The sequence below is a fragment of the Streptomyces sp. NPDC001828 genome (assembly GCF_042892175.1).
Taxonomy (GTDB): Bacteria; Actinomycetota; Actinomycetes; order Streptomycetales; family Streptomycetaceae; genus Streptomyces.
Genome location: NZ_JBIATV010000004.1, coordinates 104,477 through 125,277 on the forward strand (window position 1 = coordinate 104,477; position 20,801 = coordinate 125,277).

Below are 20,801 nucleotides of genomic sequence, written 5' to 3' on the forward strand. Positions count from 1 at the left end.
GCGCGCCGACGGGGGAGCCCATGCCTCACCGAAACCCCGACCCCCAGCTGATCGATCCCGAGGCGCCCGCGGCGAGCGATGTCGTCGACCTGCTCGACCTGCTGTGGCAGCAGGCCCGTGACACCGTCACCACGACCTCGGTCTCCACCCCCCAGCTGCGCCTGATGTACCTCGTGGACCGCGACGACGGCATACGCATGCGCGCCCTCGGTGAACTCTTCCGGACCGCCCCGCCCTCCGTCAGCCGGCTCTGCGACCGGTTGCAGGCGGCCGGATTCCTCGAACGGCTGCCCTGCCCCGACAGCCGGCGCGAAGTCACCCTGCGCCTGACCGCCGGTGGCCGGCGCCACCTGGAGCGGATCCGCAGCGAACGCGAAGCGACCCTGACCCTGGCCATCGAGACCATGCCGCGGGAGGACCGTCGCGCATTGGCCACCGGGCTCGCCGCGCTGCGGAGCGCCATCGCCGCCCCCGGTAGGGTGGGGCGTTGACACGGCCGGACCCGGCCGTACGCAGCGGATTCACTAGGTTCAGGGGTGTGGCGAGCGCATGAAGCGACCTGGACGGCCGCAGACAACGCAAGGGCTGCGCAAAGCAGCGGGACTGGCCGGCCGGATGGCCGCCTCCATCGACAAGTCACCTTCCGTACGCGGGAGTTCCGTGACGCAGCTGCTGCGCAGGGCAGCGGGACACGACGCCGTGTGGCTGGGTGCGGCGGCTGCCCTGGGTCTTTCGGGCGGCCGCAGCGCCCGTCGCGCCGCGCTGCGCGGCATCGGCTCGGTGGCGATCGTCGCCGCCGTCAACCACACGCTGGCCAAGCCGGCCGCCCGCAGTTCCCGGCCCGTCCTGGACGCGCTCCCCGGCATCTTCCCCCGCCCCAGCACCGCCTCCCTGCCGTCCAGCCCGATGGCATCGGCCGCCGCCTTCGCCTCGGGCGTCGTCCTGGAGTCACCCCGGTACGGCCTGGCCGTGCTGCCGTTCGCGGCGGGCCTCGCCTACGTACGCGCGGGCGGCGAGCTCGACCACCGGCGCCGCGCGGCGGCCGGGGCGATCGTCGGGGTGGGCGCCGCCCTGCTCACGTGCCGCTGGTGGCCGGTGAAGCCGGAGGCCGCGGCTGCCGCGGCCCCGCCGCGCAGGCCGGCCCCCGCGCTCAAGGAGGGCAAGGGCCTCCAGCTGGTGGTCAACCCGTCCTCCGGGGTCGCCTGGTCCAAGGACACCGCCGAGAGTCTGCGCACGCTGCTTCCCGAGGCCGCGATCACCGTCTTCGAGCCGGGCGACGACCTGTTGGCCCTGCTCGACCAGGCCGCGGCGCGGGCCGCCGCTGACGGCGGGGCGCTGGGGGTGTGCGGCGGCGACGGCACGGTGAACGCGGGCAGCGCGACGGCCGCCCGGCACCGGGTGCCGCTCGCCGTCTTCCCCGGCGGCACCTTCAACCACTTCGCGGCGGACCTCGGCAACCAGACCCTGGAGGACGTCGCCCGCGCACTCCGGGCGGGCGACGCGGTCACCGCCGACGTCGGCCGCGCCTCGTCGCCCGTACGCCCCGGCACGCACCCGGCGACGGGCGAGCCCGGCGATGCGCCGGAGGAGTTCCCCAGCGGCGAAGACCAGCAGCTCTTCCTCAACACGTTCAGCATCGGCGTGTACTCGGAGCTCGTCCACGCGAGGGAGCGGCTGGAGAAGCGCATCGGCAAATGGCCCGCGCTCGCCGTCGGCCTGGCCAAGGTCCTCGCCACCGGCAGCCCGCTCTCGGTCGTCATCAACGGCCGGCCCCGCCGCATCTGGCTGCTCTTCGCGGGGAACGGCATCTACCATCCGGCCGGTTTCGCCCCCACCTACCGCACCCAGCTCGACGACGGGCTGCTCGACGTCCGGGCGGTGGAGGCCGGCACCCCGCTGGCCCGGACCCGGCTGCTGCTCGCCGTGCTCACGGGCACCCTGCACAGCTCCCGGGTGCTGACGACCGCCCAGGTGCGCCGGCTCGACCTCGAAATCCTGGAGGGCGAGCCGCACTTCGCGTACGACGGCGAGGTGACCGAGGCGACCTACCGGCATCTGGTACTCGACAAGCTCCCCGGCGCTGTCACGCTCTACCGCCCCGCCGACCAGGAGCAGTGGCTGCGCTGACACCGGGGCGTCCCCCGATGTCCGGCTCAGGGCAGCGGGGGAATGCCCAGAACGTTCACGCAGGACCAGGTGCCGCGACGGGCCGGGTCGAGGGCGTCGAGGGTCAGGTTGACGGCGTTGGGGGAGTAGGAGATGGCGAGGTGCCCGGACGCGTCGCCCGGGCACACGTCCTGCAGGGTGAGGTTGGTGACCGCGCCCGGGTCGTCGGCGGGGGCGCTGAGGAAGCCCGAGGTGTACGGGGTGACCACCTTGTCGTAGGTGGTGGCCAGCACGGTGTAGCGCACCCCTGGCCGGGTGTCGCCGCCCGCGTTGAGCGCGGCCAGGAACCGTGACCCGGTCACCTGCTCCAGCGCGCCGGGCCCGACGACCGTGTCGGTCACCGGGGCGACCGTCCTGAGCACGGCACCGAGCCCGCTCACGGTCGTGCCGTGGTTGTCCGGGGCAAGCCCGACCAGCCGGTGGACCTTCGCGGCGCCGCCCTCGAACTTCAGGTACTGCCGGGGCATGGGGCCCGCGCCCTGGGAGTGGCCGACAAGATCGACCTTGCGGGCCCCCGTGGTGCGCAGCACACGGTCGACGTAGGTCGCCAGTTCCTTCGCCGAGTCCTCGATCGGTCCTGTCGCCTTCGCCCCGAGCGCGCTGAGGGGGCCGGTGGCGCCGTAGTTGACGGCGTAGACGCAGTACCCGGCGTTGGCCAGGGCGGGAGCCATGACGTTCCAGTTGTCGTACGCGTTCTCCGCGGTGCCGTGGATCAGGACGACGGGCCGGGGGTGTGCGTGCCGGTCCGCCCCGGGAAGGCAGGGCTTGGCGGGGTCCGTATTCGCCCCCGGGGGACGGGAGTTGGCGGTGGCCGGCGACAGCAGGGTGGCCGCGAGCGCGCCCACGACGGAGTCGTGATCGGGCCGATGGCCGCCTCCCGTCGCCGCCGGGGCGGGCGGGGCGGCGGCGAAGAGAGCGAGAGAACAGAGGGCGGCGACGACGGCCGTCGCACCGAATCGGTGGGGCATCACGGGAACCTCATGGGCTGGACGGGCCAGGGACGGGGGCCCCGGTCCGCGTGGACCGCACCCGGGGCACCGCACAAGGAACGCCGTGAGCGGGACCGGGTCACGCGCGGTCACCCGGATGTTCGCCGCCACCTCACCCCGCGCTCCGGCAAACGGATGCGCCTGCCCCGCCGGGACCCGTCCCGGCGGGGCAGGGGCCGTCAGCCGTTGGGCAGGATGACGGCCCGGCCCTTGATCAGGCCGTGGTGCAGCCGCTCGTACGCCTCGGGCGCTTCGTCGAGGGAGTACGTCTCCACGTGGACGTCGACCGCGCCGGAACGCGCCAGGTCGAGGACCTCGATCAGCTCGGAGCGTGATCCCCAGTAGGGCGCGCGGACCGCCGCGTCGTACGGCGTCGTGCCGAAGCCGACCTGGGCCGCGCCGCCGCCGATGCCCACGATCGTGATGTCCGACTCCACGGCGGCGCAGGCCGTCGCGGTGGCGACGGTCGGGGGCACGCCCACGAAGTCGAACACGGCCTGGGCGCCCAGGCCACCGGTCAGCTCACGGACCTTGGCCGCCGCGTGCCGGTCCGAAAGGACGGTCTCGTGCGCGCCGACCTCGCGGGCGAGCTCCAGCTTCCCCTCGCTCACGTCCAGGGCGATGACCCGTGCCGGGGTCAGCGCGCGCAGGAGCTGGATGGCCACGTGCCCCAGGCCGCCGGTGCCGATGACCACGGCACTGCTGCCGGGGGTGAGCTTCGGCTGGGAGGTCTTGATGGCGTGGTACGGCGTCAGGCCCGCGTCGGTCAGCGGAACGGCGGTGACCGGGTCGAGGCCGCCCAGCGGAACCAGGTGGCGGGGGTCGTCCACGAGCATGTACTCGGCGATCGCACCGGGAGCGCCCAGGCCGGGCGGGCGGATGCCCAGCTCGGCGGCGCGCAGGCAGTGATTCTCCTTGCCCTGGGCGCACATCAGGCAGTTCCCGCAGCCCCAGGGCCCGTACACGGCGACGGATTCGCCCACCTCGAAACCGGTGACACCGTCGCCCAGCGCGGCCACGGTCCCCGCACCCTCGTGCCCGAGCGTGAGCGGCAACGGGAAGCCGAGGGTCTCGGCCGGCCGGCTCATCAGGGCGATGTCGGAATGACATACACCGGCGGCGGTCACCTTCAGGAGCACCTGGCCGGGGCCCGGCTCGGGGCGTACGACGGTGACGACCTCGGGGGCCGCGCCGCCACTGCGGTACTGAACGGCCTTCATCCGGGCCTGAGTTGACATCTTGGGTGCCTCTCTTCCTGCGCTCACTTCTGGTCGGTGGGCCGCAGCCTGTGCGGCCCACGGGGTCGCGGCCGGTCAGCGTGCCGCGTAGCCGCCGTCGACGAGGTGGTAGCTGCCGTTGATGAACGAGGCGCGGTCCGAGAGCAGGAACAGGGTGAGTTCGGCGACCTCCTCCGCGGTGCCGAGCCGCCCCTGCGGGTGCAGCGAGATCAGGTGCTCGCGCGCGTCGTCCGCGCCCTGGAGCAGCGGGGTGTCGATGAAGCCGGGGGCCACGGCGTTGATCCGGACGCCCTGGGCGGCGTACTCGACGGCGGCGGACTTGGTCAGGCCGACGACCGCGTGCTTGGCGGCGGAGTACGCGGACGAGCCGGCGAAGCCGTTGCTGCCGAGGATCGAGGACATGTTGACCACGGCGCCGCCGCCCGAGGCGAGGAGCTGGGGAAGTTCGTAACGGAGCGAGTAGAAGACCCCGTTGAGGTTGGTGTCGATCACCCGCTGCCAGTCCTGCACGGGGTATTCGCCGGTCGGCGCGGAGGTACCGGCGATCCCGGCGTTGTTGACGGCCAGGTGGAGGCCGCCGAACGTGTCGGCGCAGAAGCCGACCGCGGCGCGCACCGATTCCGGGTCCGTCACGTCCACGTGGACGGCGGCGGCCCGGCCGCCGGCCGCGGTGATGGCTTCGGCGGCTTCCTTCGCGCCCCGCTCGTTGTAGTCGGCGACGACGACGGCCGCACCTCCCTCGGCAAGCCGGCGGGCTACTTCGAGGCCGATGCCGGAGGCGGCGCCGGTGACCAGTGCGGTCTTCCCGGCGAACTCGGTGCTGGTGCTGGTGCTGGTGGACATGGTGTTACCTGGTTTCACTTGCGGGTGGGGCGGGGTGCGGGCTCGGCGGCCAGGGCCGCGAACGCCGCGTCGATCAGCTGGGGGAGGGGCGCGGCCGTGCCCGACGCGATCCAGAACCGGACGGCCGTACCGAACGCGCCGACCGCGAGCGAGACGGCGAGCGCGGGACGCAGCTCGTGCTCGGGATCCACGCCGAGGCGCCGCGCGACGATCCGCACGGACGCGTCCTGGGCTTCGTCGCGTACGTGGCCGTAGGCGGCCAGCAGCGACGGCTCCTGGTGGAGCAGTCGCAGCAGCTCGCCCGAGCGGGGGCGGCGGTGCCAGGCGGCCGGCTCGTCGTCGAGCCAGTCGTGCAGGGCGCGGTGGTAGGCCGTGAGCGGGTTCTCCTCGGCGGGGCGCGCGGCGAGGGCCGCGTTGATCCGCGCGAAGTCGGCGCGCAGCGCGTCGACCACGGCGTCCTCCTTGCCGGAGAAGTAGCGCGAGAACGTGCGCCGGGAGACGTCCACCCGTTCGCTGATGGCCTCGACGGTGACCTGGTCGAACCCGTGCTCCAGAACCAGGTCCACGGCGGCGTCCGCCATGGCCTCGCGGCTCTCCTGGACTTTGCGGACCCGTCGGCCCTCCGTGCTGCTCATGCCGTCGACTGTACTCCTGAAATGTCTCAATGGGACACTTGTCCTGGCGGGACAGGATCCGGAGGCCAGGAGCACGGTGGCATCCGCCCCTCAGACCGCCTCGGCCGCCGCCCTGATCAGCTCCGCGGGGTGCCACGCCCGGCGCCCCGTGCCGTGCTGGATCTGCTGGCGGCAGGAGACGCCGCTCGCGACGATCAGGGTCTCGGCGGGTTCGGCGCGCACGGCGGGCAGGAGGCGGTCGGCGGCGACCTTCATGGACAGTTCGTAGTGCTCCGCCTCGAAACCGAAGGAGCCCGCCATTCCGCAGCATCCCGCGTCGAGCTCGACGACCTCCGCGCCGGGGATCCGGCGGAGCAGCGCCAGGGTCGCGGCCGTGCCGACTTCGGCCTTCTGGTGGCAGTGCGCCTGGTAGAGCAGGCGCCGGCCGGCCGGCCAGGCGGTGTCGCGCAGCCGCAGGCGGCCGCTGTCGACGGCGTCGGTGAGGAGCTCTTCGAGCTGCCGGACGCGGCCCGCCACCTCGCGTGCCCGCGCGGAACCGGGATGGAGCGAGAGGTGTTCGTCCCGCAGGGTCATCAGGCAGGACGGTTCGCAGCCGGTGATCGGTGCATCCGGTGTTCCGCTCGCCGCGAGGGCCTCGGACAGGCGGGCGGAGGTGCGCTTCGCCTGGTCGAGGAGCCCCTTGGACAGGCCGGCGCGGCCACAACAGGCCTGGTGCACGAGGTGCACCCGCCAGCCGCTGTGTTCCAGGAGTTCGATGGCGGCCTGTCCGATGGCCGGTTCCGTGTAGGTGGTGAACGAGTCGGCCAGAAAGGTGAGTTCGCCCATCGGGGCACCGGATGCGCCGGCCGGAGCGGTGGCGCGGTGGCGGTACCAGCGGACCAGGTTCTCGCGGGTGAACGTCGGCAGTGGGCGGGCGGCGGTGATGCCCGGCCGGCGTTCGAGGAGACGGCGCACCGCGCGGCTGCGGCCCGGCAGGTTGGAGAGCGGGGCCGTCGCCGAACCGACGCGCTGGAGCAGCCGGATCGCGCCGAACAGACGGCTCCTGAACGGAGTGCCGTGGAGGTCGTGGTGGTGGGACAGGGTCTCCGCCTTGAGGGCGGCCATGTCGACGCCGAGCGGGCACTCGCTCTTGCACGCCTTGCACATCAGACACAGGTCGAGGATCCCGTGCAGCCGCTCGTCCCCGAGCGCCCGCCGGGGGTCCGGCTCGGACAGCGCGCTGACCAGGGCGTTCGCCCGCCCTCGGGTGGAGTGCTCCTCGTCGTGCGTGGCCATGTAGGAGGGACACATGGCTCCGGTGCCGCTTTTGCGGCACTGCCCGATGTTCATGCACCGGTCCGCCGCGCCGCGCATCCCGCCGACGACCTCGAAGTCCAGGCGGGTGCGCACCGGTACGGCGGGCGGCAGGGACGCGTCACGCAGATGCTCGGTCATCGGCGGGGCGTCCACGATCTTGCCCGGGTTGAGGAGGCCGCGCGGGTCGAAGAGGTGCTTGGTGCGCCGCATCGCCTCGTACAGATCCGCCCCGAAGACCAGGGGGTTGAACTCGCTGCGAGCGAGGCCGTCGCCGTGTTCGCTGGAGTTGACGCCGCCGTACTCGGTCACCAAGTCCCTTATCTCTTCGGCGACTTCGCGCATGGTGGCGACCTGTGCGGGCTCGGCGAGGTCCACGAAGGGGCGGATGTGCAGACAGCCGACCGAGCAGTGTCCGTAGAACCCGGCCGTGAGGCCGTGCCGGTCCAGGACCGCCTGGAAGCGCCGGGTGTAGTCCGCCAGATGGGCGGGGTCGACGGCGGTGTCCTCGACGAAGGCGAGGGGGCGCCGGCTGCCCTCGCTCGCGGCCATGAGCAGCCCGAGGCCCGCCTTGCGCACGGTGAGCAGAGCGCGCTGCTCCCGTGGCGTCTCGGCGGTCAGCGTGTGATAGCCGTGGTGGTGCGTGCGCCACAGTGATGTGAGGCGCTGGAGGCTGCCGGACAGCCGGCCCTCGTCATCCCCGCTGAACGTGACGAACAGGAGCGCCCCGGGCTCGCCGGTGAGCAGGGAACCCAGGGACGCGTACTCGATCCGGCGGCGTGACAGGTCGAGGATCGTGCGGTCGAGGAGTTCCACCGCGGCCGGGTCGCACGCCAGCGCGTCCTCGGTGGCCGCCACGGCATGGGCCACCGAAGTGAAGTGGCCCACGGCGATGACCGTGTGGGCCGGGCGCGGCACGAGGTCGACCAGCGCGCGCGTGGCGATGGCGAGGGTGCCCTCGGAGCCGACCACGAAGCGCGCGAGGTCGAATCGCCCGGCCGGATCCAGGAGCCGCTCAAGGCGGTACCCGCAGGCCCGCCGCCAGAAGCTGGGCGTGTTCTCGCCGATCGCCTGCTCGTATTCCGCTACCAACAGCGGTAATTGACGGTGTATCAGACCATCGAGAGTGGACGACGACGCCCGGTGCAGGCGTTCGGACTCCTCCAGCGGGGCGAAGTGGGTGCGGCCGGCGTCGGAGAGGACCACATCGAGACCGCGTACGTGGTCGATGGTCATGCCGTGCCGCAGGGAGCCGCTGCCCGCCGAGTTGTTGCCGATCATGCCGCCGATGGTGGCGCGGTCGCCGGTGGAGGTGTCGGGGCCGAACATGAGCCCGTGCGGTGCGGCGGCCCGGTTCAACCGGTCCTGCACGACGCCGGGTTCGACCAGCGCGGTGCGGGCCTCGGGGTCGATCTCCAGGATCGAGTCGAGGTGCCGGGACAGGTCGAGCACGAGCCCGGCCCCGACCGTCTGCCCGGCGAGGCTGGTGCCCGCACCACGTGCCACGAGCGGTACGCCGAGCTCGCCGGCTACGTGGACGGCCGCCTGCACGTCGTCGGCGGTGCGCGGAAAGGCGACTCCGAGCGGGGTGATGGCGTACATGCTCGCGTCGCGCGAGAAGAGCTGCCGGGTGTAGTGGTCGAAGCGGACCTCACCGTCGAGCGCGCTGCGCAGCCGGTGTTCCAGTTCGGGGCCGAGCGCGGGGTCGGGCGCGGGGTCGGGCGCGCTGTCGGGCGGCGAGGGCGGGGTGGTGTCTCCGGACGTCGTCATGCGGACGGGCTCCTCGGCTCTTCGGCTTCTCAGCTTTTCGGGGGAGGGCGGAGCGGAACGGCCACCGGCCGGTCACCCGGTACGCAGGACGTCCAGGGCGGCATCGAGTCCGGCCGGGGAAATCGGGACCCCGGCGAGTCGGAGACCCATCTGCACGCCGGCCAGGGCACCGGCGAGCGTGAGGTCGTTGAGGTGGCCCAGATGCCCGATCCGCAAGACCCGTCCGGCCAGACGGCCGAGCCCTGCGCCCAGCGACATGTCGAAACGGTCGAGGATGACCTCGCGGACCTTGTCGGCGTCGTGCGCCTCGGGCAGCAGCACGGCCGTCAGCGAGGGCGAGTACTCCCGGGAGTCCAGGCACAGGACCTCAAGTCCCCACCCCTCGACGGCGGTTCGGGTCGCCGCGCCGTGCCGGGCGTGGCGGGCGTACACCTCGGGAAGGCCCTCCTCCCGCAGCATGCGCAGGGCTTCGTCCAGGCCGTACAGGAGGTTCGTCGCTGGTGTGCAGGGGAAGAAGCCGTGCTCGTTGGCGTCGAGCACGGGCTGCCAGTCCCAGAAGGACTTCGGCAGCCGGGCCGTTCGCGCCGCGGCGAGGGCCCGTTCGCCGATGGCGTTGAATCCGAGGCCCGGTGGCAGCATCAGGCCCTTCTGCGATCCGGCCACGGTGACGTCGACGCGCCACTCGTCGTGCCGGTAGTCGGCGCAGGCGAGCGAGGAGACGGTGTCGACGAGCAGCAGGGCGGGATGTCCCGCTTCGTCGAGGGCGCGCCGCAGCTCGGGCACCCGGCTGGTCACGCCGGTGGACGTCTCGTTGTGTACGACGCAGACGGCCTTGATGGTGTGACGGGGGTCGGCTGCCAGGCGCAGACGCAGTGCCTCCGGGTCCGCGCCGTGCCTCCAGTCTCCGGGTACGAGGTCGGCGTCGAGGCCAAGGGAGCGCGCCATGCGGTGCCAGAGCGTCGCGAAGTGACCGGTCTCGAAACAGAGCACGCGGTCGCCCGGGCTGAGCGTGTTCACCAGCGCGGCCTCCCAGGCCCCCGTACCTGACGAGGGGTAGATGACGACGGGTCCTCGAGTGGCGAACACGGCCTGGAGAGAGGGCAGCAGACGGTGTGTCAGGTCGGCGAACTCGGGCCCCCGGTGATCGATGGTGGGAGCCGCGATGGCGCGCCGCACCCGGTCCGGGACATCGGCGGGACCGGGAATCTGCAGGAAGTGACGGCCTGTTCGGGATGGCATCGGCCAACTCCCCTTCAGGGATTGTGCCGTTCAGCGGCACAGCGTACCGTTCTATGGCACGGATGAGCGTAGGGTCGTCGGCCAGGAGGAGTCAAGGATGCAGAACGTGCTCAACGCGCTTCGGGCGCTGGAGGAGATCGCCGAGCGCCAGCCGATCGGCGTGGCCGAGCTCGCCCGCGCCATGGAGCTGCCCAAGAGCTCCGTGCAGCGCAGCCTGCTCACCTTGCACGAAGCGGGCTGGATCCGTCCGGCGTCGGGAACGCCGACCCGGTGGGTGGTCACCGCCAAGGCCCTGTACGTAGGCCGGCGGGCCACCGGCGAGCTCGGTCTGCGGGACGCGGCGGTGCCGGTGATGGAGGAGCTGCGCCGGCGCTGCGGGGAGACCGTCCACCTCGCGGTGCCCGAGGGTGACCGGGTCGTCCTCATCGAGCGCCTGGAGACCAGTCAGCCGGTGCGCATCGTGCTGCCCCTCGGGCAGGACCTGCCCGTACACGCATCGGCCAACGGCAAGGCGATCCTTGCCGCGAGCCCCGGGGAGACCCTTGAGCGTCAACTGGCAAGTGGGCTGGCGGAGTTCACGGCACACACGATCACGGACCCCGAACGGCTCCGTGTGGAACTCGCCGAGGTGCGGCGTCGTGGGTACGCGACCAACGGCGGTGAGTGGCGTGCGGATGTGTCGGCGGTCGCTGCGGCGGTCACCGGTGTGGACGGCCTGCCGGTGGCGAGCCTGAGCGTGAATGTGCCGACCAGCCGTATGTCCGACGCCTCATGCGTGGAGTTCGGTGCCATGGTCGTGGTCGCCGCCGAGCGGCTCGGGCACGCCTTGGGAAACGTCAACTCCCTTGCCATGCACGGTAGTTCTTGACGTAACCCCTTGACGGAGTCCCGGAGTCCTCTCAAGCTGTGACATCAATCGGAAGCATGGTTCCGCGATGCGGAATCAACCTCCGTGTCTGTGTGTCACCCCGCAGACGGATCGAGCGTTCTTGCCGCCACCTCTTCCCGGCCGCAGAAAGCGAGAACTCCGTGTATCGCCAGATCACCGACCCCTTGGGCCACCCTGCCCTCACCGCACTCCTCGCCGCGACGCCGCTCCTCGTCCTGCTCGTGCTGCTCGGCGCCCTGCGCGTCAAGGCGTACTGGGCGGCCCTCGCCGGGCTTGCCGCCGCCGCCGTGACCGCCGTCGTCGTCTACCGAATGCCGGTCGGGCAGACGGCCCTCGGCGCGGCCGAGGGCGCGGCCTTCGGCCTCTTCCCGATCGTCTGGATCGTGCTCGGCGCCGTATGGATCAACCGACTCCAGCGTGCCTCCGGGCACGACGCCGTCATCAGCCGGACCTTCGCCCGCCTCTCCGACGACCCGCGCGTCCAGGCGGTCCTCATCGCCTTCTGCTTCGGAGCCATGGTCGAATCGCTCTCCGGATTCGGCACTCCCATCGCCGTCACCTCGGTCATCCTGGTGGGCCTCGGCCAGCCACCGCTGAAAGCGGCCGCGATCGCCACCTTCGCCAACACCGCGCCCGCCGCCTTCGGTTCGGTGGGCAACCCCATCCAGGCGCTCGCCAAGGTGACCTCGTTCCCCGCCGCGGACCTTGGCGCGATGGTGGGACGGCAGTCCGCCGTGATCGCGTTCCTGGTGCCGTTCGTCCTGCTGTTCATCCTCGACGGCAGCCGTGGGCTGCGCCAACTGTGGCCCGTCGCCCTCGCGGCGGGCGCGGGCTTCGGCGCGGGGCAGTACCTGTGCTCCAATCACCTGGCCTATCAACTCACCGACCTGGTGGCCGCGTTCGTCTCGGCCGGCGCGGTACTCCTGGTGCTGCGCATCCGCCGCCTGCCACAGCCTCCGGATCCCGGATCCGGCACGGGGAGCCGTGCGCCCGCCGCGTCCCGGCTCCCGGCGGAACCCGAGCCCGCGCTCGCCCTGGCCGCTACCGCGCCCCTGGTGTCCCTTCCGGCCGCTCACGTGCCCAGCGCTCCTCTCCCGCCCGCCGATCCCCGCCGCGAGGTGTTCCGCGCCTACTTCCCGTACGCGTTCCTCACGCTTCTCTTCTCGCTCGTCTCCTATCAAGGCCCCGTCGCGCGGTTCGTCGACGCGCGGGACGTGTCCTTCACCTGGCCCGGATTGCGTGTGACCAGTGCGAGCGGGCGGCCGGTGGCCGTCGCCACCTTCGACTTCGGCTGGCTCGGCGCGGCCGGAACACTGCTGCTGGTCACGGGTGTTGTGAGCGCGTGCGTGCTGGGCGTGTCTGCCCGGCGTGCGCTGCGCTGCTACGGCGAGGCCCTCCGGCAGATCCGCTGGGCCGCCCTCACCGTCAGCTGCGTCCTCGCTCTGTCGTACGTCATGAACCTGTCCGGGATGGCGGTGTCGCTCGGTGTGTGGCTGGCCGGGGCCGGCCGGCTCTTCGCGCTCCTGTCCGGACTGCTCGGCTGGTTCGGGGTGGCCCTCACCGGCTCCGACACCTCCTCCAACGCCTTGTTCGGCGCGATGCAGGTGACCGCGGCCCGGCACGTCGGCATCTCCCCGCTGCTCGCGGCGGCCACCAACAGCACTGGCGGGGTGCAGGGCAAGGCCGCCGCGATGCAGAACCTCGTCATCGCCGCCGGCGCCGTCGGGCTCACCGGACGCGAGGGAGACATCCTCCGGAAGGTGATCGGCTGGAGCCTGACCGTCCTCACCGCTCTGTGCGTCCTCGCCTGGCTCCAGTCCACCTCAGTACTGGGCTGGATGGTGCCGTGACCACGCTCGTACAGCGTCCGCCGGCCCGGCCCCGCTGACGAGCCGCGATGCTGACGAGCCGCGATGCGGAAAGAATCTCGGGTATATGATTCATGTCCTTTACACATCACTGAGAATGATCCTGTACGAATCGCGCGAGGATGATGGTGTCGACGAAGTCCGGTCCCGTACGTGAGCCCATTGCCGACCGCATGTACAAGGTGCTGCTCGATCAGTTCATCGCCGGGGAGAGGGTCGCGGGCTCGCCGTTGAACATCGGTGCGCTCTCGCGTGAACTCGACGTCAGTCAGACCCCGCTGCGCGAGGCGCTGGCGCGCCTTGAACACACCGGCCTGGTCCGGCGCGAGGCCCTCAAGGGGTACCGGGTGGCCGATGCCCTGAGCGACCGGGAGATCGGCAAGCTCTTCGAGGCCCGGGCGGTGCTCGAACCCGCACTGACCCTGGAGGCCGGGCTGCGCACCACGCCGGAGTTCCTCGAAACGCTGGGCGCGGCGGTGGACGAGCTGGACCACTCGGCATCCAGCGCGGACACCCGCGCGGAGGGGTTCCAGCACTACTGGCGGGCCGACGACGCCTTCCACCGGCTGATCGCCGCACAGAGCGGCAACCCCTTCCTCGAACAGGCGCTGCTCGCGCTCGGCGGCCATGTGCAGCGCTTCCGGATGTTCAGCAAGCGCGGCCAGACCGGCGCAGGGCACGCGGCGGGGGAGCACCGCCTGATCCACCAGGCCCTGGAGCGCCGGGACGCGGAAGGCGCGGCGGAACTGATGCGCCGTCACCTCGCCGAGGCGAAGGACCGGATCCTGGCACCCGGCGCACGCTGAGAACCCGGGGCCGGGGAACGCCGGCCCCGTGTCCTCAGAGCGCGGCTACCGCTTCGAGCAGGGTGTCCGCGTAAGCCTCGGCGGCGAGCGGCCCGCGCAGGTGCCCGAGCAGCGAGCGTGCCTCGCTGGAACGGGCCGAGCCGGTGCTGAGGATCGCCGAGAAGTGGCTGTAGTGCTGCACCTCCTCGGGGAGCGGCCCCGCGATGTCCGCCCGCGGAACGAAGAGCAGTTCACTCAGCTGCTGGACGGCGATGTCGGCCCGCCCGTCGACCACGGCCTCGGCGATGAAGCCCTTCTCGATGACGGTCGCCCGTGCGTTGATCTCAGCGGTGATACCGAGCTCGTCGAGCAGCCCGGCGAAGTACAGGCCGCTCGCCCCGGTCCGCGAGTAGGCCACACTGCGGGCCGCCCGCAGGGTGGCGACGAGGGCGGCGCGCGTGCTGATGTCGGGGCGCGGCGCTCCGGGCGGCACGGCGATGCCAACTCCCGTACGGGCCAGGGCGGTTCGCGTACCGATTTCCACCAGGCCGCGTTCCGCGAGCGGGCCGAACGAGTCCGTGACGCCGATCAGTACGTCGAAGGGCTGGCCCGCGTCTATCCGGCGTACCAGCTGCACCGTGGGGTCGAACACGGCCGTGACGGCCACCCCGGTCCGCCGGGTGAAGGCGGGCAGGACGACCTCGTCCAGGGCCTTGCGCACGGCCAGGGCGCTGAACAGGGTGAGGGGGCGCTGTGTGGAGCCGTCCCCCGCAGGGGAGTTGGGGATGTTGTCGCTGTCGGGCACGGTGTCTTCGCTTCTTTCTCTCGAGGCCGCCACCTGCTCTACGGGTGTGCGGCGGTGGTGCGGGCTTGGCCGCGAGTCAGGCGGGTGGTGTGAGGTCGGCCTGTTCAGCCTCGGTGAGCGGCCGGGTCGGCAGTCCGCGCAGCAGCAGGAACAGCCGGGCCGTCTCCTCCAGCTCCTCCAGCGCGTCCATGGCCGTGGCCAGAGAGGAGCCCGCGACGAGGGGACCGTGGTTGCGCAGGAGGGCGGCGTGCCCGGTCCGGGCGGCTGCCCCGGCGGCCTCCGCGAGACGTTGGTCGCCCGGCGCGAAGTAGGGCAGGAGCGGGAGGCGCCCGATACGCATGGCGAAGTAGGCGGTCAGCGGCGGCAGGACGTTCTCGGGATCGAGTCCGGCCAGACAGGAAACGGCGGCGGCGTGCGTGGAGTGGGTATGGACGACGGCCCGAGCCGTGGGCCGGGCCCGCAGCACGGCCGCGTGCAGGACGGCCTCCTTGGAGGGCGGGGGGCCGTCCAGATGCCGGCCACCGGTGTCGACCAGGGAGAGCCGGCCGACGGTGACCGTGCCGAGGCTCGACCCGGTGGGAGTCACCAGGATGCCCTGCGGGATGCGCACGGACAGGTTGCCGGTGCTGCCGTGGGTGAGCCCGCGGGAGAACAGTGAGCGTGCGGTGCGCACGATGTCTTCGCCCGCGGCGGCCCGTTCGGCGGAGGTCATACGGCGCCGCCGCCCGCGACGGTCCGCTCCGGCGGGGTCGTATCGCGTCCGCCGCGACGGTCTGCCGCGGCGGAGTCGTACGCCTCCGCCGCGTCTGCAGCGCTCCGGCGGGTCACGCGGAGCCTCCCGTGGCGGTGACGGCGAGCAGCAGGTCCTTCTCGCCGAAGTTCCCCGACTTGAGGAGGACGTTGAGTCCGTTGGCGGTGTGGATCCACGGGACGCCCCGGGCGGCCTCGGTGCCGACCTGGCCTCCTTCGATGCCGAGCGCGGTGACCACCGCGCCGGACGTCTCGCCTCCGGCGACGACGAGCCGGGTCACTCCGCGCTCGGCCAGCCCCGTGGCGATGCGGCCGAGCGCATCCTCCAGGACCGAAGCGGCCCGGTCCGCCCCGAGCGCGTTCTGCACGGCACGCAGGGCCCGGGGCGGCATCGAGGAGTGGATCAGCGCCCCGGCCGCCGTCCCGCCGGCGCCCAGCCCGTCGTACCAGGCCAGCGCGCGCTCGGCGAGCCGGCCCGGGTCCTGGTCGGCCAGGGGTTCGAGCGGGTGGATGGGCCGGCCGGCCGAGCGCATGGCGTCGATCTGCTCAAGGGTGCGCCGGGAGCAGCTTCCGGCGAGGGCGACGGCGGGCCCGTCCGGGCGCGGCGGTGGGGATGCCAGGCCGTCCCGTACGGAGGGGTTTCGCTCGGCGTGCACCTTGGCGAGGGCCCCGGCCAGCCCGGCCGCCCCGGCGAGCAGCGGCAGGTCGGCACAGGCACGGGCGATCGCGTACAGGTCGAGGTCGGTGAGCGCGTCCGCAAGCAAGTAGCGGGTGCGTCCGGTGTGCTGGCGAAGGACGGCCCGGATCCGCTCGGGGCCGCCCGAGACGTTGGCGTACTCGAGTACCGCGGCGCCCGGGTGCGCCGACTGCGCGTCAAGGAGCCGGGGGAGGTAGGAGTCGCGCATGGGTGTGAGGGGGTGGTGTCGCATGGGGGACTCGGCGAGCAGGGTGCCGTCGACGAAGAGGTGGCCCTGGTACTGGGTGCGGCCGTGTTCGGGGGAGCTGGGTGTGGTGACGACGGGGTGGCCATCGGCCGTTTCGGCGAGCGCGTCCAGGACGGGGCCGATGTTGCCCCGGTCGGTGGAGTCGAAGGTGGAGCAGTACTTGAAGTACAGCTGGGTCGCTCCGGAACGCGAGAGCCACCGCGCGGCGGCCCGGCTCTGCTCAACTGCCCTGGTAGCAGGGGCTGTTCGCGTCTTGAGAGCGATGACGGTGGCGTCGGCGGGGTAGCGGGCCGGGAGCCCGGCGGGGATGCCGAAGCAGAGCTGCGTACGCAGTCCCTGGCGTCGTAGGGCGGCCGCGACGTCGGTGCCGCCGGTGACGTCGTCGGCGATTGCGCCGATCATGGTGATGGGTTCCTTCCGTCGTGCCCGGGCCGCTGGAGCCCGGGCGCTGTGGGCCGTTCGGCGGTTGTGGTTGCCGTCGAAGTGCCGTGGCCTGCCCGTCGGTTGTGGTCGCCGTCGGGGTGCCGTGCGGGCCCGGCGCGGGGAGGCCGGGTACTAGAGGAGGGCGGACGCGGCGAGCACGCAGCCGAGGCCGAGCACGGACACGGTGGTCTCGATCACCGTGAAGCTCTGGAACATGTCCTTCAGCGTCATGCCGAAGCTCTCCTTGACCTGCCAGGACGCCGCGTTGTTGATGTGCGGGAAGATGATCGAGCCGCAGCCGAGGGCGAGGACGACCAGCGCCGGGTGCAGGCCCGGGCTGTCGGCCACGATGGGCGCGACGATGCCGGACGCGGTGATGATGGCGACGGTCGCGGAGCCGACCGAGAGCCGGATCAGGGCCGCGATCACCCAGGCCAGGATGAGCGGCGAGATGCCGAGCCCGTGGGTGAGGTGGGCGATGGCCCTGCCGATCCCGGAGTCCACCATGACACCGCTCAGGGCGCCGCCCCCGCCGATGATCAGGAGGATCGGGGCGATCGCCGCGATGCTGTCGTCGACCTGCCCCTTGAGCTGTTGTCCGCGCACTCCCCGTGCCCAGGCGAGCCCGACGACGGCGACGAGTACCGCGATGAGCAGGGCGACCACGGGCTGGCCGACGAAGCCCAGCGCATCCGCCCAACTCCCGTGCCGGCCGGTGACGGTGACCACCGACTGACCCACGACCAGGATCAGCGGCAGCACCACGGGCACGACCGAAAGCACGATGCCGGGAGGTATTCGGTCGTCGGCCTTGAGCGCGAACTGCTCGACCAGCCTGGGTGGTGGCACCGGGAACATCCGGCGCGCGATCGGACCGGCCAGGAACTGTCCGGAGACCACCATCGTGATGACGGCGATCGGCAGGCCGTACGCGATGACGGTACCCACATCGGCGTGCAGGGCGGTGGCCGCGGCGGTCGGCCCCGGATGGGGCGGGACCAGCGCGTGGACCGAGGCGACGGTGCCGAGCGCCGGGACGCCGACCAGGAGGTAGGGCGAAGTCCTCCTTCCCCTCGCGTCGCGCCCCTCGCTGTCGAGCAGGGAGGTTTCGACCTCCCTCGCGATGCTGAACAGCAGCGGCAGCAGCACCGCGAGGGCGACCTCGAAGAAGAGCGGGAGCGCGACAATCAGGGCCAGCAGGCTCACCATCCAGGGGATGGTGCGCAGCGAGCGGCCCCGGGTCAGCACGGTGGCCAGCCGCCGGATGGCTCCGGATTCGGCGAGCACGGTGCCGAGGATGGTGCCGAAGACCAGGATCAGGCCGGTCTGCCCCAGGGTGCCGCCGGCGCCCGTGGTGACGGACTTGACGACGGCCGCGGGAGCCTCGCCGGCGACGAGCCCGATGCCGAGGGCGCCGATCACCAGCGCCAGGAACGGGTGGACCTTCAGCGGTGTCGTGATCAGCAGAACGACGATGACAATGCCGACGAAGCCGGTGATCAGCAGACCGACGTCAGATGAGGGAGCCACGCCAAACCTCTCTGTGCGCAAGGAAGTTGACCCGCCGGTGGCCGGTGGCCGGTGGCCGGTGGCCGATCGGGCATGGGGCATGGGGCATGGGGCATGGGAGGGTCGCGGGGAGCGAGCGGGCGCACGCGTGCTGGGCCTTCGCGCGCGGGCTCAGGCACCCTTCAGCAGCGCGCGCAACGCGTGTGCGGCGCTCGTCGGACCGGACACCACCGGAACCCCCAGAGCCACCGCGAGCTCGCGGGCCGCGGGGGCCAGCGAATACTGGGCGAGGAAGACCGCGTCGGCCTCGGCCGCCGGCCCCGACGCCGCCCCCGCCAACACCCGCACCAGTTCTGCGGGATCGCCCGCCGCTGTCAGGGCTCCGGGCACAACCACCCCCGAGACCTCGGTGCCCGCCGCCGGTGCGCGCTGAGCCAGGTCGGCGCGGAGCCGGTCCGTGGAGTCCTGGAGAGCGGCCTCCAACGAGGCGACCACCAGGACGCGTTGGTACCCGTCCCCGGCCAGCTGTGCGAACGCCGCCTGGTCCGGAGCCAGCACCGGAGCCGTGCTGCCGCAGTGCTCCTCCCGCGCCACCACCCCGTAGAGCGAACAGGTCAGCAGGACGGCATCGGCGCCTCCGCCCACCGCGTGCTCGACGAGGCGACGCATCCGGGCCCGCAGGGGCGCGGTAAGGCCGCCGAGCGCCTCCGCGTCCGACAGCAGCCGGTCATCCAGGAGGTGCCACACCTCCGCCTCTGGGAAGTCCGCGCGCAACGCCTCGGCGGCCGGCTTCATCGCCGCGGGCACGGCGCTGATCAACGCGATCCGGGGGCCGGTCACACCGTCACCTCCTCGACGCGCCGCATCCAGCCGAGGCCGGCCGCGGTCTCGCCGACCGGCGCGTACTCGCAGCCGATCCAGCCCCGGTAGCCGGAATCGGCAACGGCCCGCAGCACGGCGTGCCAGCCGATCTCGCCGGTCCCGGGCTCGTGGCGCCCGGGGGAGTCCGCCAGTTGGAGGTGCCGCACCCGGTCCTGGACGCGTCGGTACGTGTTGACCAGATCGCCCTCGTCGATCTGCAGGTGGTAGAAGTCGAGCAACAGGCCGACCTCTTCGTCGCCCGCCGCCTCCGCGACCGCGGCCGCCTGCTCCTGGGACTCCAGAACGAACCCGGGGCAGTCCCGCTTGTTCTGCGCTTCCAGCACGATCCGGATCCCCGTGCCACGCGCGCGCTCAGCGGCCCACGCGATGTTGGCGACGTACCGCGCGAACGCCCGGTCACGGCTCACCCCGGCCGGCACGATCCCGCCGACGACGTGCAGCAACCCGCAGCCCAACCCGGTCGCGTACTCCAGACCGCGCTCGACACCGGCGCGGAACTCGCTTCGCAGGCCGGGGACGCAGGCGAGCCCCGAACGGGTCGGTGTCCCGGGTTCTCCCATGGGCGTGTTGATGAGCACCTGGGTCAGTCCCGCGTCGCACAGCCGCTTGCGCAGTGCGGCGGCGGTGTGGCCGTAGGGCGACGGGAACTCCACGCCCGTGAAGCCGGCTGCGGCGGCCGCGTCGAAGCGCGCCTCGAATTCCAGCTCGGTGAAGAGCCACTTGAGGTTCGCGGCCCAGCGCCACGGCGTCACCGTCGCCCCGTCCCTCGCGGGCGGACGCGTCCCACGGGCCCGGCGCATTCGGGATTGACGGTGTGCTCCGAACGCCCGCCCCGCAGCACGGTCACCACCGACCGTGCTGCCATCATCCCCGAGCGCGCCCGCGACTCGACGGTCGCGGCACCGATGTGGGCGGTCACCAGGACGTTGTCGAAGGAGCGCAACGGGCTGTCCTGGGGCAGGGGTTCCGCCTGTACGGTGTCCATCGCGGCGCCCCCGAGCCTGCCGGAGGCGAGCGCGTCGGCGAGGGCGCGCTCGTCGACGATGCCTCCGCGTGCGGTGTTGATCACGAAGGCCCCGCGCTTCATCAGGGCGAACGCCTTCGCGTCCAGCAGGTGGTGGGTCTCCGGGCTGAGGAACAGATGCAGACTGACGAAGTCGGACGCGGCGAGCAGGTCCGGCAGATCGAGCACACCGATGCCGTGCTGGGCCGCGTACTCCCCGTCGATGGCCGGATCGTGCGCGACGACGCGCATCCCGAAGCCCTGTGCCATGCGGGCCACGAGCCGCCCGATGGCGCCGAGGCCGACGACGCCGAGCGTCGCGCCCGCCAACTCCCGCCCACTGGACTGGTCCCAGCCCCCGGCCCGGACCGATGCGACGTTCTGCGGAATCCTGCGGGCCAGGCCGAGCAGTAGGCCCATCGTGTGCTCGGCCACGGACTGGCGGTTGACGCCGGGCGTCGGGCAGACCGCCACGCCATGAGCGGTGGCCGCCCCCACGTCGATGTTGTCGTAGCCGACGCCGGTTCGCCCGATCACCCGAAGCCGGGGCGCCGCCTCGAACACCTCCCGCCCGAAGCGTTCGGTCCCCGCGACGATGGCGTCGACGGAGCCCACCAGCTCCAGGAGGGACTCGCCCCCGGTCCCTCGCTCCCCGGAGGAACGGTGTACGGCCTCGAGCCCGGCATCGGCGAGGTAGCGATGTACCTCGTCCCCCGGCCTCAGCCACCCCGTGGTCACCAGGACCCGCCCTGGTATCGGCGTCAATTCCC

At 72.4% G+C, this 20,801-nt stretch carries 18 protein-coding genes; 5 read left to right on the forward strand and 13 right to left on the reverse strand.

The genetic code is table 11. The annotated features are described in order from the left end of the window. The first annotated feature begins 20 nt into the window (after positions 1-20). Positions 21-491 carry a MarR family winged helix-turn-helix transcriptional regulator gene (locus ACFYZA_RS14645; protein WP_388490467.1) on the forward strand — a complete coding sequence of 157 codons (471 nt, stop codon included), beginning with the start codon at positions 21-23 and terminating at the stop codon, positions 489-491. A 58-nt stretch (positions 492-549) separates the two neighbouring features. After that, positions 550-2,127 (forward strand): diacylglycerol/lipid kinase family protein, encoded by a 1,578-nt coding sequence (locus ACFYZA_RS14650; RefSeq protein ID WP_388490469.1) that lies wholly within the window; start codon positions 550-552, stop codon positions 2,125-2,127. Between the two features lie 26 nt (positions 2,128-2,153). Here the strand turns inward: ACFYZA_RS14650 and ACFYZA_RS14655 are convergent, their stop codons facing one another. From ACFYZA_RS14655 to ACFYZA_RS14680, 6 genes are all read right to left on the reverse strand, one after another. Beyond that, complete coding sequence (locus ACFYZA_RS14655) at positions 2,154-3,134, reverse strand: esterase/lipase family protein (protein ID WP_388490470.1); 981 nt, start codon at positions 3,132-3,134, stop codon at positions 2,154-2,156. Between the two features lie 200 nt (positions 3,135-3,334). After that, positions 3,335-4,375, reverse strand: coding sequence for an NAD(P)-dependent alcohol dehydrogenase (locus ACFYZA_RS14660; RefSeq protein ID WP_388491007.1), 1,041 nt, complete (start codon positions 4,373-4,375; stop codon positions 3,335-3,337). A 93-nt stretch (positions 4,376-4,468) separates the two neighbouring features. Then, positions 4,469-5,236 carry an SDR family NAD(P)-dependent oxidoreductase gene (locus tag ACFYZA_RS14665; protein ID WP_388490472.1) on the reverse strand — a complete coding sequence of 256 codons (768 nt, stop codon included), beginning with the start codon at positions 5,234-5,236 and terminating at the stop codon, positions 4,469-4,471. A 14-nt stretch (positions 5,237-5,250) separates the two neighbouring features. Beyond that, positions 5,251-5,871, reverse strand: a complete 621-nt coding sequence (locus tag ACFYZA_RS14670; protein ID WP_382595318.1) for a TetR family transcriptional regulator — start codon at positions 5,869-5,871, stop codon at positions 5,251-5,253. A gap of 90 nt (positions 5,872-5,961) precedes the next feature. After that, positions 5,962-8,934, reverse strand: coding sequence for an FAD-binding and (Fe-S)-binding domain-containing protein (locus ACFYZA_RS14675; RefSeq protein ID WP_388490473.1), 2,973 nt, complete (start codon positions 8,932-8,934; stop codon positions 5,962-5,964). Between the two features lie 72 nt (positions 8,935-9,006). Then, positions 9,007-10,173: a pyridoxal-phosphate-dependent aminotransferase family protein gene (locus tag ACFYZA_RS14680; RefSeq protein ID WP_388490475.1), complete on the reverse strand. Its 1,167-nt coding sequence runs from the start codon at positions 10,171-10,173 to the stop codon at positions 9,007-9,009. Positions 10,174-10,270: 97 nt separating this feature from the next. Between ACFYZA_RS14680 and ACFYZA_RS14685 the strand changes: the two genes are divergently transcribed. The 3 genes from ACFYZA_RS14685 (at position 10,271) to ACFYZA_RS14695 (ending at position 13,736) form a co-directional block, all read left to right on the forward strand. Next, the gene (locus tag ACFYZA_RS14685) at positions 10,271-11,041 is read left to right on the forward strand and encodes an IclR family transcriptional regulator (RefSeq protein ID WP_388490476.1); all 771 of its coding nucleotides are present in this window, start codon (positions 10,271-10,273) and stop codon (positions 11,039-11,041) included. A 161-nt stretch (positions 11,042-11,202) separates the two neighbouring features. After that, positions 11,203-12,912 carry an L-lactate permease gene (locus ACFYZA_RS14690; RefSeq protein ID WP_388490478.1) on the forward strand — a complete coding sequence of 570 codons (1,710 nt, stop codon included), beginning with the start codon at positions 11,203-11,205 and terminating at the stop codon, positions 12,910-12,912. A gap of 140 nt (positions 12,913-13,052) precedes the next feature. Next, the gene (locus ACFYZA_RS14695; protein WP_388490479.1) at positions 13,053-13,736 is read left to right on the forward strand and encodes a GntR family transcriptional regulator; all 684 of its coding nucleotides are present in this window, start codon (positions 13,053-13,055) and stop codon (positions 13,734-13,736) included. A gap of 34 nt (positions 13,737-13,770) precedes the next feature. On the opposite strand, the gene ACFYZA_RS14700 is transcribed toward ACFYZA_RS14695, so the two are convergent. From ACFYZA_RS14700 to ACFYZA_RS14730, 7 genes are all read right to left on the reverse strand, one after another. Then, the gene (locus ACFYZA_RS14700; protein WP_388490481.1) at positions 13,771-14,520 is read right to left on the reverse strand and encodes a substrate-binding domain-containing protein; all 750 of its coding nucleotides are present in this window, start codon (positions 14,518-14,520) and stop codon (positions 13,771-13,773) included. Positions 14,521-14,596: 76 nt separating this feature from the next. After that, the gene (gene otnC, locus ACFYZA_RS14705) at positions 14,597-15,232 is read right to left on the reverse strand and encodes a 3-oxo-tetronate 4-phosphate decarboxylase (RefSeq protein ID WP_388490483.1); all 636 of its coding nucleotides are present in this window, start codon (positions 15,230-15,232) and stop codon (positions 14,597-14,599) included. A 112-nt stretch (positions 15,233-15,344) separates the two neighbouring features. After that, entirely contained in the window at positions 15,345-16,616 is a 1,272-nt protein-coding gene (gene otnK, locus ACFYZA_RS14710) for a 3-oxo-tetronate kinase (protein ID WP_388490484.1), read from the reverse strand. 153 nt (positions 16,617-16,769) lie between these two features. Continuing rightward, positions 16,770-18,167 (reverse strand): gluconate:H+ symporter, encoded by a 1,398-nt coding sequence (locus ACFYZA_RS14715; RefSeq protein ID WP_388490487.1) that lies wholly within the window; start codon positions 18,165-18,167, stop codon positions 16,770-16,772. A gap of 150 nt (positions 18,168-18,317) precedes the next feature. Next, on the reverse strand, positions 18,318-18,986 hold the full coding sequence (locus ACFYZA_RS14720) for a hypothetical protein (RefSeq protein WP_388490490.1): 669 nt from the start codon (positions 18,984-18,986) through the stop codon (positions 18,318-18,320). Next, a complete protein-coding gene (locus ACFYZA_RS14725) occupies positions 18,983-19,780 on the reverse strand; it encodes a hydroxypyruvate isomerase family protein (RefSeq protein WP_388490492.1) in 798 nt (265 codons plus the stop codon). Before ACFYZA_RS14725 ends, ACFYZA_RS14720 begins: the two co-directional genes overlap by 4 nt. Further along, on the reverse strand, positions 19,777-20,796 hold the full coding sequence (locus tag ACFYZA_RS14730; protein WP_388490493.1) for a phosphoglycerate dehydrogenase: 1,020 nt from the start codon (positions 20,794-20,796) through the stop codon (positions 19,777-19,779). Before ACFYZA_RS14730 ends, ACFYZA_RS14725 begins: the two co-directional genes overlap by 4 nt. Positions 20,797-20,801 lie beyond the last annotated feature (5 nt).

Bases quoted from the DNA above. Each gene is read 5' to 3' on its own strand.
- ACFYZA_RS14680 (WP_388490475.1), bottom strand. From the start codon at position 10,173: ATGCCATCCCGAACAGGCCGTCACTTCCTGCAGATTCCCGGTCCCGCC.
- ACFYZA_RS14655 (WP_388490470.1), bottom strand. From the start codon at position 3,134: ATGCCCCACCGATTCGGTGCGACGGCCGTCGTCGCCGCCCTCTGTTCT.
- ACFYZA_RS14645 (WP_388490467.1), top strand. From the start codon at position 21: ATGCCTCACCGAAACCCCGACCCCCAGCTGATCGATCCCGAGGCGCCC.
- ACFYZA_RS14685 (WP_388490476.1), top strand. From the start codon at position 10,271: ATGCAGAACGTGCTCAACGCGCTTCGGGCGCTGGAGGAGATCGCCGAG.
- ACFYZA_RS14675 (WP_388490473.1), bottom strand. From the start codon at position 8,934: ATGACGACGTCCGGAGACACCACCCCGCCCTCGCCGCCCGACAGCGCG.
- ACFYZA_RS14650 (WP_388490469.1), top strand. From the start codon at position 550: ATGAAGCGACCTGGACGGCCGCAGACAACGCAAGGGCTGCGCAAAGCA.
- otnC (WP_388490483.1), bottom strand. From the start codon at position 15,232: ATGACCTCCGCCGAACGGGCCGCCGCGGGCGAAGACATCGTGCGCACC.
- ACFYZA_RS14665 (WP_388490472.1), bottom strand. From the start codon at position 5,236: ATGTCCACCAGCACCAGCACCAGCACCGAGTTCGCCGGGAAGACCGCA.
- ACFYZA_RS14660 (WP_388491007.1), bottom strand. From the start codon at position 4,375: ATGAAGGCCGTTCAGTACCGCAGTGGCGGCGCGGCCCCCGAGGTCGTC.
- ACFYZA_RS14670 (WP_382595318.1), bottom strand. From the start codon at position 5,871: ATGAGCAGCACGGAGGGCCGACGGGTCCGCAAAGTCCAGGAGAGCCGC.
- ACFYZA_RS14695 (WP_388490479.1), top strand. From the start codon at position 13,053: ATGATGGTGTCGACGAAGTCCGGTCCCGTACGTGAGCCCATTGCCGAC.
- otnK (WP_388490484.1), bottom strand. From the start codon at position 16,616: ATGATCGGCGCAATCGCCGACGACGTCACCGGCGGCACCGACGTCGCG.